The organism is Sphingomonas panacis, assembly GCF_001717955.1.
GTDB lineage: Bacteria > Pseudomonadota > Alphaproteobacteria > Sphingomonadales > Sphingomonadaceae > Sphingomonas > Sphingomonas panacis.
In genome coordinates this window covers 3,945,654-3,957,901 of the sequence record NZ_CP014168.1, presented here as the reverse complement: position 1 = coordinate 3,957,901, position 12,248 = coordinate 3,945,654, and the positions used below count along the sequence as shown (strand labels likewise).

General features: G+C 67.7%; 12 protein-coding genes. 6 read left to right on the top strand and 6 right to left on the bottom strand.

What is annotated here, in order from left to right:
• Positions 1-60 precede the first annotated feature (60 nt).
• Both J0A91_RS18015 and J0A91_RS18010 read right to left on the bottom strand, forming a co-directional pair.
• Complete coding sequence (locus J0A91_RS18015; RefSeq protein ID WP_420852804.1) at positions 61-1,263, bottom strand: DUF2252 family protein; 1,203 nt, start codon at positions 1,261-1,263, stop codon at positions 61-63.
• 163 nt (positions 1,264-1,426) lie between these two features.
• A complete protein-coding gene (locus J0A91_RS18010) occupies positions 1,427-2,230 on the bottom strand; it encodes an AraC family transcriptional regulator (protein ID WP_069206050.1) in 804 nt (267 codons plus the stop codon).
• Positions 2,231-2,369: 139 nt separating this feature from the next.
• On the opposite strand from J0A91_RS18010, the gene J0A91_RS18005 reads away from it, so the two are divergent.
• Positions 2,370-3,062, top strand: coding sequence for an O-methyltransferase (locus tag J0A91_RS18005; RefSeq protein ID WP_069206049.1), 693 nt, complete (start codon positions 2,370-2,372; stop codon positions 3,060-3,062).
• Positions 3,062-3,799: a siderophore-interacting protein gene (locus tag J0A91_RS18000; protein WP_069206048.1), complete on the top strand. Its 738-nt coding sequence runs from the start codon at positions 3,062-3,064 to the stop codon at positions 3,797-3,799. Before J0A91_RS18005 ends, J0A91_RS18000 begins: the two co-directional genes overlap by 1 nt.
• A 10-nt stretch (positions 3,800-3,809) precedes the next feature.
• Here J0A91_RS18000 and J0A91_RS17995 read toward each other — a convergent pair whose 3' ends face one another.
• Positions 3,810-5,438 carry an amino acid ABC transporter ATP-binding/permease protein gene (locus J0A91_RS17995; protein ID WP_069206047.1) on the bottom strand — a complete coding sequence of 543 codons (1,629 nt, stop codon included), beginning with the start codon at positions 5,436-5,438 and terminating at the stop codon, positions 3,810-3,812.
• A complete protein-coding gene (gene cydD, locus J0A91_RS17990; RefSeq protein WP_069206046.1) occupies positions 5,435-7,099 on the bottom strand; it encodes a thiol reductant ABC exporter subunit CydD in 1,665 nt (554 codons plus the stop codon). Before cydD ends, J0A91_RS17995 begins: the two co-directional genes overlap by 4 nt.
• 122 nt (positions 7,100-7,221) lie before the next feature.
• On the opposite strand from cydD, the gene J0A91_RS17985 reads away from it, so the two are divergent.
• The 4 genes from J0A91_RS17985 to J0A91_RS17970 all read left to right on the top strand — a co-directional run bounded on the left by J0A91_RS17985 (position 7,222) and on the right by J0A91_RS17970 (position 10,896).
• Positions 7,222-8,793, top strand: a complete 1,572-nt coding sequence (locus J0A91_RS17985) for a cytochrome ubiquinol oxidase subunit I (protein ID WP_069206045.1) — start codon at positions 7,222-7,224, stop codon at positions 8,791-8,793.
• Positions 8,794-8,807: 14 nt separating this feature from the next.
• On the top strand, positions 8,808-9,947 hold the full coding sequence (gene cydB, locus J0A91_RS17980; protein WP_069206044.1) for a cytochrome d ubiquinol oxidase subunit II: 1,140 nt from the start codon (positions 8,808-8,810) through the stop codon (positions 9,945-9,947).
• Between the two features lie 19 nt (positions 9,948-9,966).
• Positions 9,967-10,089 carry a cytochrome bd-I oxidase subunit CydX gene (gene cydX / locus J0A91_RS17975; RefSeq protein ID WP_069206043.1) on the top strand — a complete coding sequence of 41 codons (123 nt, stop codon included), beginning with the start codon at positions 9,967-9,969 and terminating at the stop codon, positions 10,087-10,089.
• Between the two features lie 96 nt (positions 10,090-10,185).
• Entirely contained in the window at positions 10,186-10,896 is a 711-nt protein-coding gene (locus J0A91_RS17970; RefSeq protein WP_069206042.1) for a Crp/Fnr family transcriptional regulator, read from the top strand.
• A gap of 5 nt (positions 10,897-10,901) precedes the next feature.
• Here the strand turns inward: J0A91_RS17970 and J0A91_RS17965 are convergent, their stop codons facing one another.
• Entirely contained in the window at positions 10,902-11,441 is a 540-nt protein-coding gene (locus J0A91_RS17965; RefSeq protein WP_069206041.1) for a hemerythrin domain-containing protein, read from the bottom strand.
• Between the two features lie 78 nt (positions 11,442-11,519).
• The gene (locus J0A91_RS17960; RefSeq protein WP_069206040.1) at positions 11,520-12,176 is read right to left on the bottom strand and encodes an OmpW/AlkL family protein; all 657 of its coding nucleotides are present in this window, start codon (positions 12,174-12,176) and stop codon (positions 11,520-11,522) included.
• Positions 12,177-12,248 lie beyond the last annotated feature (72 nt).

Sequence of the window (12,248 nt, the reverse complement as noted above, 5' to 3'; positions counted from 1 at the left end):
CCGCCCAAACCGCGCGAGGGTTAGCACATTCGCGTCGCCGGGCGAGCGGCTTTGCTGTGGTCAGGCGGCGGCCGCCATCGCGTAGCGGCGGCAATGTTCGAGATAACCCGCTTCGTGCCGGCCGGCGAGATCGACGACGCTTTCCCAAAGCCAAGACGGCGCATCGATCTTCGTGGCGCGGCTTCGGTTGAGCTCGGCTTGCCAGAGGCGGCGGTCTTCGGCGCCGAGCTGGCGGGCGTGCGCTTTGCCGACGACAAAGGCGAGATAATGCGCCGCCTTGGTTGCCTGATCGGTGGTGAACTGATCGACTTCGAGCTTGAGATCCTGGGGCATCAGTTCGCGCACGAACACCGACGCATCGAGGATGTGCGCGGCGGCGATCCGCTCGCCCAGATGCGGGGAGAGCGCCCGCGCGGCGGCGACGACTCGCTCACCCTGCCGCTGCGGCATCTTCGCGCCGCGCGCGGCGGGCGCGATCGGCGCGATCGCCTGCTTGATATCGACGAGCGCATAGGCGCGGTCGTCGTCGGGGTCGCGCATCTCGACGATCGCGGCGATGCGCAGCAGGCCGAGCGAACTGCACCCTTTCATCCAATAGGCCGCATCGGTCATGCTGACGCGCTGGTCGCCTTCGCGGTGCCGCAGCGCGAGCACCATGCCGGCGACGGCGGGCTCTTCGAACACGGTGGCGACCGCCTGTTGTTCGCTTTCCTCAAGCCGCCAGAACCTCTTGCCGAGCGGGATCGATGGCTCGACATCGTCGAGACGTTCCTTGGCGAGATGCCGCCAGCGCCGGCCGAGCGCGCGGCGGCGGACGGTTTTCACCGCGTCCGGCTCGGGGCCGGCATCGCCGCTGGTGGGATCGGCGAGTGCGGCTTCGTAGCCGAGCATCATCTGCTCGATCATGCGCGCGGTGGTGACGCCGGGCAGATCGGAGCCCCGCGCCGCCGTCGCCAGCGAGAGGCCGAGCCGGATGAGATCGTGGAGCGGATTGCCGATCACCGCCTGATCGAGATCGCGGATCTGGATCTCGACCTTGCCGGCGCCGTTCGCGATCGGGCCGAGATTGCCGAGATGACAATCGCCGCAGATCCAGATCGGCGGCCCCTCGGGCAAGTGCCTCGCCGCTGGTGACTCGACCAGCCATTCGTAAAATTTCGCGGTGTTGCCGCGCACATAGGCATGTGCCGATCGCGCCATCTTCAACGTTCGTTTGGCTTCGAGAACCGCGTTCCGGTCTTCGCGGGTCGGATGGTCGCTCACGCAGTACTCCTTGATGCAGCGCCAGAAACCGTTTGGAAACAAAGCTTGGTTCCATGACAAGCCTGTCATAATCGTGACGCAGCCCGTTTGAGCGCGTTTTATTCCGCCGTCTCGGCGCTGTGGCTGTCTTTCGCCGCGCTGCGTAACGCCGTCGTTCGGGCGGTCAGCCAGAGTGGCGTTCGGCCATGTACCGCCCCGGCGAGGTGCCGAGCGCCTTGCGGAACATCGTGACGAAACTGGGGACGCTTTCATAGCCCAGGTCGCCTGCGACCTGCTGGATCGAGGCGCCGGCGGCCAGCCACTTCACCGCCAGTACGACGCCGAGTTGCTGGCGCCAGCGGCCGAACGTCATGCCGGTCTCGCGGCTTATCAGCCGCATCAGCGTCCGTTCGCTGACGCCCGCGCGCGCCGCCCAGATTTCCAGCGATCCGCGTTCGGCGGGCGCGGCGAGCATTTCATCGACGATCCTGCGCAGGCGCGGGTCGGCTGGCATCGGTAGATGGAGATCCTCGACCGGGGCAGCGGCGAGTTCGTCGAGGAACACCGCGACCAGCCGCGAATTGCCACCGCCCTCTTCGTACAGGAAAGGCAAATGCGCGGCGCGGGTAAGCAGTTCGCGCAGCAGCGGCGTGACCGAGACGGCGCAGCAAGTGGTGGGCAACGGCGTGCCGACATCGGGATCGACGAAAGCATTATAACCTTCGAGCGCGCCGGTCGCGCGGATCGAATGGCGCGCTCCGCCGGGAATCCAGATCGCGCTGCGCGGCGGTACGATCCACAGCCCGCCTTCGACCTCGCAGCTCAGCGCGCCGCGCTGGACGAGCAGAATCTGGCCCTTGCGGTGATGATGGGGGTCCAGTTCGAACCCGCCGACATCATCCATCGCCGCGCCGAACGCGACGATCGGGCGGGGCACGTCGTCGGGATCGACCCACTCGACATCATGTGCGCCGGTCAGGATCGGCATGATGCGCTCGTCTGTATCATGGCAAGATCGGATAACATTCTGTCCAGCCTTCGGAATGACGCCAGTTCGGGATCGCGATATCCGAACCGCGTGCAGCAGTCGAGGCCGCAGCGGCTTCGCCGATCGAAGGGCAGATATCATGACCACATTAAGCAGCGTGCGAGTCGCCGGGCTTCTGGATCGTCTCCACGAGGAGGCCGAAGTTTCCGATCGTGAGCACCGCGAAGAAATGATGACGCAGATCGACGCAGCCGGCGGGGCGATCGACGCGGTGATCACCGACATGCTTGCCGAGGAGCGCGCCGACTATCGCGCAACCTATCGCCGCTATGCCGGTAATTTCCTCGCGATTTCGCCCGCTTACGGCCGGCTTCTCTATGCGGCCGCGCGCGCCTGCAAGGCGCGCCGGATCGTCGAGTTCGGCACGTCGATGGGCGTTTCGACGCTGTATCTGGCCGCGGCGCTGCGCGACAATGGCGGCGGGCAACTCATCGGCAGCGAGATGGAGCCGGCCAAGGCCGCTCGCGCCCGTGCGAACCTCGAGGCGGCGGGGCTGGCCGATCTCGCCGATGTCCGCGAGGGCGACGCGCTCGATACGTTGCGCGATGTCGGCGGCGAGGTCGATCTGTTGCTGATCGACGGCGCGTTCTCGCTGTATCTGCCGGTGCTCAAGCTGATCGAGCCGCGGCTGAGGTACGGCGCGATGATCTTCGGCGAGAACGCGTTCGATCCGGCGTACAAGGGGTACGTTGGCGATCCGGCCAACGGCTATCTCGCGTTCGCGTTGCCGGACGAGAGCCGGGGCAACATCTTCGCCGTGAAGGTGGCGTGATGTTCGCGGACACGCTGCCGAACCGCCCCTCCGCCAAGGCACCGGGGCGGTTGAGCAAAGCGTTAACACGGCTGCTGATGAAGCGAGCCACCGTCATCGCGAGCGAGCGGCTGACCGATCGCTTCCGGCTGATCACGCTCGAAGGCGCGGCGCTCAAGGGCGCGGCGTGGACGCCGGGCGACAAGGTGCAGATCGCGATGGGGTCGGCGTTCGTCGCGCGGACCTATACGCCGATCGAATGGAACGCGGCGGCGGGGCGGATGTGCATCCTGGGCTACGCGCATGGCGACGGGCCGGGTGGTGCGTGGGTGCGGACCGTCCGGCCCGGCGACGAATGCGACATCTTCGGGCCGCGCGGATCGCTCGACCTGCGTCGCCTGTCCGGCCCGCTCGCGATCTTCGGTGACGAGACGGCGATCGGACTGGCCTATGCGGCGACGCGTCAGGAGCCGAGGCGCGTCTTGTCCTGTCACTTCGAAGTCGGCGATCTCGAGAGCGCCCGGCAGGTGGCAGTCGAGCTTGGTCTTGATGACGCGGCACTGGTCGAGCGATGCCCGGAGGAGTCGCATGTTGCGGCGATGGCGGCGGCGCTTCCCGATCTGGCGGCGGCCGGCGCTTCGTTCGTGCTGGTTGGCAAGGCCGGGACGGTTCAGACGCTTCGGCGCGCGCTCACGCTTCCAGCGAGCCGCCTGCTTACCAAGGCGTATTGGGCGCCGGGCAAGACCGGGCTCGACTGATCGGCACGGTTCACGCGACGAGGCGGACGGTGGCGCCGGGGCGATCGGGTTCGATCGCCAATATGCGCGGACACAAGGCCTTGAGCGTGGGCCGGTGCGTGACGAGGATGAGGCCCTGACCCGTCCGGTCGAGGCGGCTGCGCAGCCGGTCGGTGAGGACCGCTTCGGTGGCAGCGTCAAGGCCTTCGCTCGGTTCGTCGAGCAACAGCCACGGCGCGCGCGCGCAATAGGCGCGGGCGAGCGCGAGGCGGCGGCGCTCGCCGCCTGAGAGACGCACGCCGTTTTCGCCGATCCAGCCGTCGAGGCCATGGTCGAGCGCGCGGACGCGGTCTTCGAGAACGGCGTCGTGGAGCGCGGCCCATAACGTCGCGTCGTCGGCGCATGGATTGGCAAGCATCAGGTTTTCGCGGATCGTGCCCGACAGCAGCATCGCATCCTGTGGTGCCCACGCGAAGCGGTGGCGGAGAGCTGGCAGGGGCACGGTGGCGAGGTCGATCCCGTCGAGCGTGATCTCGCCGGGTGTGGCGCGGCGCAGGCCGATCAGCGTCTCGACGATCATGGTCTTGCCAGCGCCCGACGGGCCGGTCAGCGCGAGCCGCTCGCCCGGCGCGACTCGGCAGGGCGCGGGATGCTGGAAGGTCAGGACCGGCGTGTCCGACGGAATCGCGGTCGCGCGTGCGGGCGGGAGAGGCGCGAAGAGCGTGTCGAGCCGGGCGGCCGCTTCGCGCATTTTACCACGGTCGATCTGGCCGTGCAGCAGCGGGGCGGCACCGTCGAGCGTCATCGCGGCGGCGAGCGCCGCCAGCGCGGCAATCTCCGCGCCCGCCGGGGCGGACAGCAGCGCCGCCGCCGATGCCGCGAGGGCGATCGACAGCGCCTGGATCAGTTCGAACCAGCCCGCCACACTCGCCTGTGCGCGCTGGGCGGCGGCGAGCGCGCGGCTGGCCGCGTCGATGCGATCGGCGGCCCACGACTCCAGCCCGAAGCAGCGCAGTTCGGGCGCGGCTTCGATCGCCTGCGCGAAATCCTCCCGCAACACGCCGGCGGCGATCTGAACCGCGCGGCCGGGCGCTTCGAGCCGGCGCGACAACGCGCGCGCGGAAAGCAGCAGCGCGGCGAGGCAGGCGACCGTCGAGAGCGCGGCGAGCGCGCCGCCCAACACCGTCAGGCACAGCCCGGATGCCAAAGCGGCGGCGACGCCCCACGGCGCGGACAAACGGACGAAGCGAGTCTCGATCGCATCCACGTCGCCGATCATCCGTGCGGTGGCTTCGCCGGTGCTCAGCGCGAGCGCCTTGCCGACCGGCGCGGCGGCGATCGCGCGGAACAGCGCAGGGCGGATACGGGCGAGCGCGCCGAACGCCGCCTCGTGCGCCGCCAGCCGCTCGCCATAGCGCGCGCCCGTCCGCACGATCGCGAGCAGGCGGATGCCGGCACTCGGCAGCATGTAGTTGAACGCCTGCGCGGCCAGCGTCCCGGCCGCACCGGCGAAAGCTGCGGCGGTGATGAACCAGCCGGACAGGCCGAGCAGCACGACCGACGCCGCCGCGACCAGCGCCGCATACAGGGCGGCGCGGCGCAGCAGCGGGCGCTGGGTGCGGCGTTCGGCGGCGATCAGCGTTTCGAGCGGCTGGCTCATGCGGTGTCTCCGAGCCGGATTACGCGGTGGGCGATGGCGGCGAGTTGTTCGCTGTGCGTGGCGATGATCGTGGTGCGGCCGGCGCGGGCACGATCGATGGTGGCGATCAGATCGTCCTCGGCCTCGGCGTCGAGATGCGCGGTCGGCTCGTCGAGCAGCAGCAGCGGCGCGGCTTTGAGCAGCGCGCGGGCGAGTGCGATCCGCCGCCGTTCGCCGCCCGACAGGCCACCGCCGCGCAGGTCGATCGGGCTGTCGACACCCAGCGGGCGCCGCGCCAGCATCGGGCCTAGACCGGCGGCGTGGATCACGTCGCTGAGCTCCTGCGGCGACGCCCCGGAGCAGGCGAGCAACAGGTTCTCGCGGATCGACCCCGTGACGATCAGCGGGGTCTGGCCGACCCATGCGGCGATGGCCGCAACGCTGCCGGCCTCGGCCAGATCGATGCCGCCCACGCGCACCGCGCCATCGCTCAGCGGCGCCAACCCGAGCAGGAGGTGCAGCAGGCTGCTCTTGCCGCTGCCCGACGGGCCGAGCAACGCCACTGTTTCGCCGGGCGCGATGTCGAGCGAGAAGCGGCTGATGGCGGCGGTATCCTCGCCGGGGTAGCGGATCGTTACCGAGTCGAACACGACGCGCGGCGCGATGCGGGGCAGCGGCATTTTGGTGACGGGGGGGCGACCTTCGCCCTCCAGCGCCGCGAGCCGGTCGGCCGCGGTCTCGGCGGATTGCTTGTCGTGATAGGCGGCGGCGAGGCGGCGCATCGGCGCGTAGAATTCGGGCGCCAGCGCGAGCACGAAAAGCGCGCGGCCGAGATCGAGCTGCTCCGGCACCGGGAAGGGCAGGAGGTGGAGCAGGTTGAACCCGCAATAGACCGCCACCAGCGCGACCGACAGCGCGGCGAAGAATTCCAGCGCGCCCGAGGACACGAAGGCGACGCGAAGCACGCGCATCGTGCGGCGGGCGAGGTCGTCCGCGGCGCGGCCGAGCGCTGCGGCCTCGCTCTCTTCAGCACCGAAGGCGAGCACGACCGGTAGCGCGCGGATGCGGTCGGCGAAGCGGCCCGACAGCCGGGACAGCGCGAGGAACTGCTGGCGCGACACATCCGCCGCCGCGCCGCCCGCCAGCGCCATCACGAGAATGAAGGGCACCAGCGTCGCGAACAGGATGCCGGCGGCGACCGGGCTGGCGAAGGCGGTGGCGGCGAGCACGAGGAACGGCGCCACCGCGCCCGCCTGCCGCGCGGGCAGGAAGCGGGCGACATAGCCGTCGATCGCGTCGACCTCGTCCACCGCCGCGTTCATCAGCGTGCCAGTGGTCGCGGCCGATCCAGGCGCGCGGTGGAGCGATGTCTCGACGATCCGGCGGCGCAGGCGCAGCTTGCTCTGTTCCGCACCGGCCGCGCCGGTGCGGGAGGCGAGCATCGCAAACGTCCCACGCGCGCCGCCCGAGACCGCCATCAGCGCCGCCCAGGGCAGCATCGCGCCGATCGACGGCACCGCCACCACCGTACCGGCCAGTCCGGCGGCGAAGCCGATCGCCGCCACCGTATCGAGCACCAGCAGGCTTGTGGATTGGCGGGCCCGGCCGCCATCGGCCACGGCGGCTTTCAGCCACCGCGTGCGTATACGCTGCGAGGTCCGGTCGATGGTGATCGCGTTCATGGCAACGTCCTCGCCTGATTGGGCATCGTGGTCTTTGACTCGCGTCAATGTCGATGCCCCGGTGCGCGCCTAATCCGCTGGCAGCTTGGGGCCGAGTCCGGCCCCGCGGGGAGACACAAATTATGGACCCGGGTGTTATCGACCTGTCGCGGCTGCAATTCGCGCTGACCGCACTCTACCACTTTCTGTTCGTTCCGCTGACCTTGGGGCTGAGCTTCATGCTCGTCATTATGGAATCGGTGTATGTGATGACCAACCGGCCGATCTGGCGCGTCATCACGCGCTTCTGGGGACGGTTGTTCGCGATCAACTTCGTGCTCGGCGTCTCGACCGGGCTGACGATGGAGTTCGAGTTCGGCACCAACTGGTCGTATTTCTCGCATTATGTCGGCGACATCTTCGGCGCGCCGCTCGCAATCGAGGGGCTGATGGCGTTCTTCCTCGAAGCCACGATGGTCGGGGTGATGTTCTTCGGGTGGAACCGGCTGTCGAAGCTCGGACATCTGATCGTCACCTTCCTGGTGGCGCTCGGCACCAACCTGTCGGCGCTGTGGATTCTGATCGCGAACGGCTGGATGCAGAATCCGGTCGGGGCGCAGTTCAATCCCGAGACGATGCGGATGGAAGTGTCCAGCTTCGGGCAGGTGCTGTTCAATCCGATCGCGCAGGCCAAGTTCGTCCACACCGTCAGCGCCGGCTATGTCTGCGCTTCGGTGTTCGTGCTCGGCATCTCCGCCTTCTACCTTCTAAAAGGGAAGTATCGCGGCGTCGCCAAACGCTCGATGGCGGTGGCGGCGGCGTTTGGGCTGCTGTCGTCGCTGTCGGTGGTCGTGCTGGGTGACGAGAGCGGCTATGCGCTGACCGACAACCAGAAGATGAAGCTCGCCGCGATCGAGGCGGCGTGGCACACCGCGCCGGCACCGGCCGGCATCACGCTGATCGGTATGCCCGATACGGTTGCCCGCAAGACGCGCTATTCGGTCGAAGTGCCGTGGGTGCTCGGCCTGATCGCGACCCGCAGCCTCGACAAAGAGGTGACGGGCATGTCGGAGCTCGTGCTCAAGGCACAGGAGCGGATCACCTCGGGCGTGGTCGCCTATGACGCTGTGCAGAAGCTCAAGCGCGATCCCACCAATGTGGCCGAGCGGGCGCGGTTCGAGGCGCACAAGCGCGATCTCGGCTATGCGTTGCTCTTGAAGGCGCATGTCGCCGATCCTCGCATGGCCAGCCCCGAACTGATCGCCAAGACGGCGTGGGATGTCGTGCCGAACGTGCCGCTGATGTTCTGGAGCTTCCGGACCATGGCGTTCATCGGCTTCTACATGATCGCGCTGTTCGCCACCGCGTTCGTGCTCGCCAGCCTGCGGCGGCATGACAGCACGCGCTGGTTCCTGCGGCTAGCCGTGATCTCGATTCCGCTGCCGTGGGTGGCGATCGAACTCGGCTGGCTGTTGGCCGAGATCGGACGTCAGCCGTGGGCGATCGAGGGCGTGCTGCCGACCTTCCTCGCCGCATCCTCGCTGTCGCGCGGGGCGCTGTGGACGACGATCTTCGGCTTCACCGCGCTGTACGGCGTGCTGGCCGTCATCGAGGTGCGGCTGATGCTCACGTCGATCAAGAAGGGGCCGTTCGAACATGACGAGGATCCGCAGCCGGAACCCGGCACGCTCCCCGCGACCCCGCTGGCCGCTTGAAAGGGACATAAACAATGTTCGACTATGAAAACCTGCGCCTGATCTGGTGGGTGCTGATGGGGGTGCTGTTGATCGGCTTCGCGCTGACCGACGGCTATGATCTCGGGGTGGCGGCGCTGCTGCCCTGGGTCGCGAAGACCGACCCCGAGCGGCGGATGGTGATCAACACCGTCGGGCCGAACTGGGAAGGCAATTTCGTGTGGTTCATCACCGGCGGCGGCGCGATCTTCGCCGCGTGGCCGTTCGTTTACGCGGTGAGCTTCTCGGGCTTCTATCTGGCGATGTTCCTGGTGCTGGCCGCGCTGATCCTGCGGCCGGTGGGGTTCAAATACCGTTCGAAGCGCGACGACCCGGCGTGGCGGACGCGGTGGGACTATGCGCTGTTCGTCGGGGGTCTGGTGCCCGCGCTGGTGTTCGGCGTCGCGGTCGGCAACGTGCTGTCGGGTGCGCCGTTCCGGCTCGATAGCGATCTGCGCTCGTTCTATGAGGGGGGGCTCCTGGGGTTGTTCACGCCGTTCACCTTGCTGTGCGGGCTGTTGTCGGTGGCGATGCTGGTGCTGCATGGCGCGACCTGGCTGACCTTCAAGGTCGAGCACGGCCCAGTCCACGACCGCGCACGCGGCTATGGCTGCATCGCCGCGATCGCCGCCGTGGTGCTGTTCGCGCTCGGCGGGGCGTATGTCGCGTTCGGCGACATCGGCTATCACATGCTGACGGTCGCTGATCCGTCCGGCCAGTCCAACCCGCTGCGCACGACCACCGAGCATGTCGCCGGCGCGTGGCTCGGCAATTACGGGCTGTATCCGTGGATGCTGATTGCGCCGGCGCTCGGTTTCGGCGGGGCGGTGCTGGCGTTCGCCGGCATCACCAATGGCTGGGAGAAGACCTCGTTCGGCGGCTCGGCGCTGGCTGCGACGGGGATCATCGCCACGGTCGGACTGTCGATGTTCCCGTACATCCTGCCGTCGAGCATCGACACGCATTCGAGCCTGACGGTGTGGAACGCTTCTTCGACCGCCAAGACGCTCGGCATCATGGTGTTCGTGACGGTGGTCTTCCTGCCGATCGTGCTCGCCTACACGAGTTGGGCGTTCAAGGTAATGTGGGGCCGCGTCACCACCGATGAGGTTCGCACCAACCCCGATTTCTACTGAGCCCGAGAAGGATCAAGCGATGTGGTATTTTACATGGGTGCTGGGCCTGGGCCTGGCGGTGGTGTTCGGAGTTCTCAACGGGATCTGGCACGAATTCTCGTTGCCCATCGAGGATGACGAGGACGCGATCACCAACCAGTGACACTCGGACCGGCGTCGTGAGACGCCGGTCTTTTTGTCGATCTTCAAAACGATACGATGGCAAGACAAACGGTGCGAAGCCCTTTATAGGGGGGCTATGCTCGTCACAGACATCTGCGCCGATTGCGCCGTGCGGGATCAGTCGCTCTGCGGGAGCCTGACTGATGCGGAGCTGACCGCGCTCAACACGCTCGGGCGCCGCCAGACCGTCGCGCGCGGCGAGACGGTGATATGGGCGGGTGACGAAAGCATCGTTTGCGCCAATCTGCTCGCCGGCGTACTCAAGCTCAGCGCCTCGACCGCCGACGGCCGCGAGCAGATCGTCGGGCTGCTCTATCCCGCCGATTTCGTCGGCCGGCCCTATGCCGAGCAATCGGATTTCACCGTTACCGCGCTGACCGACGCCGAGCTGTGCGTGTTTCCGCGCAAGCCGTTCGAACGGGTGCTGGAAGATCATGTGCGGATGGAGCGGATGCTCCTCCAGCGCACCTTCTCGGCGCTTGAGGAAGCGCGCGGACGGATGCTGATGCTCGCGCGCAAATCGGCGGAGGAGAAGATCGCCGGCTTCCTGCTCAGCATGGCGGATCGCGCCGGCAGCGCCGGGTGCCGCGCCACCGAATCCGGCCCGGTGACGTTCGATCTACCGCTGACGCGCGGGCAGATCGCCGACGTGCTGGGGCTGACGATCGAGACGGTGAGCCGGCAATTGACCAAGTTGAAGGCGGCGGGGCTGATCGCGCTTCCCGGCGCGCGCGGCGTGACGATCCGTGATCGTGCGGCGCTGCAGGCGCGGGCCGAGCCGGCCTGAGCGGGTCAGGCGGCGGCGAGCCGCCCGGTGAGCAGCGCGCGCGCTTCGCGGGTGAGCCGCGTGCCGGCGAGCACGACGATCGCCAGTTCCTCGAACGCCATCGCCGCGCGGCACCCGTCGAAGAAGCAGCGTAGCATATAGCCGAGCGCCTCCGCGCAGATGGTGCGGTGTCCCGGCGCGGTGGCGTCGAGCGAGGCGATCAGATCCTGCGCGAGCACCGTGCAGGCGACATGGCGCGTGTGAATATGGTCGAGCAGCGCGTGACAGAGCGGATCGCGCAAATCGTGCGCGAACATGGTGGCGAGGAAGCGGTCTTCGGATTCGACGTGGTCGACGATGCTGGATTGCAGCGCCGCGCACAGATCGCCGATCTCGGCTGGCGCAGGGCGCTGGGGAAGCTGGTCGGCGCAGGCTTCCAGCCGCGCACAGAGCCGTTCGGCGGCGGCGTGGTCCGCGACGAGACCGACGAGATCGATCTCGTCGATCACGTGCCAGCGGCCACTAACGAAGGGGTAGCCTCCGGCTCTGGTGTCAGGGTCGTGCATGCAGGCTCTCCTTGCCTGCTATTTCGGCGGAAGGCTCGCGCACGGCGTTGACTGAGGTCAAAGCCGTGCGCGCATTGATCAAAGCCGGAGGCCAATGCCGATGCCGAACACCAGCGGATCGATGCTGACCTTGACGCTGTTGGTCGCGCTGCCGGTGTGGAGCCGGGCCGTCGTGTCCATGTCGATATATTTGACGTCGAGATTGGCGAAGACCTTGCGCGTGATGTTGACATCGACGCCGGCCTGAAGCGCATAGCCAAAGCTATCGTTGAGGTGGACCTTGGTATCGCCGATCGCGGCGTTGAGCGCGCCGCTCGCCTTGGACGAATAGAAGATCGTGTAGTTCACGCCCGCGCCGACATAGGGGCGCACCGTCGCGTGCGGATCAGCGAAATGATATTGCAGAGTCAGCGTCGGCGGGAGCACCCAGGTTCCGGCGAGCTTGTCGATCCCGGAGAGCGCGGCGCGGCCCTGCACGTCATGCTTGGTGGTGCCGAGGATCAACTCGGTGCCGATATGATCGGTCACCATATAGGTGAAATCGATTTCGGGTGCGTAGCTGTCGGTCACGCCGACGCGGGCGCCGGGGAAGCTCGGCTCTACCCCGCCGGATTTCTCGTTGGGCGACACCATGATCGCGCGGACGCGCATCAGCACGTCGCCCTTCTCCTGGGCTTGAGCTGGCATCGCGGCACAGGCCGCGGCGGTGAGCGCGAGGGCGGTGATGATACGCATATTGGTTCCCCATCTGGTTGGTGGGGCCGGGCTAGAACCGGGGTTGGGTGGCAACATTGATCCAGCGCAAAT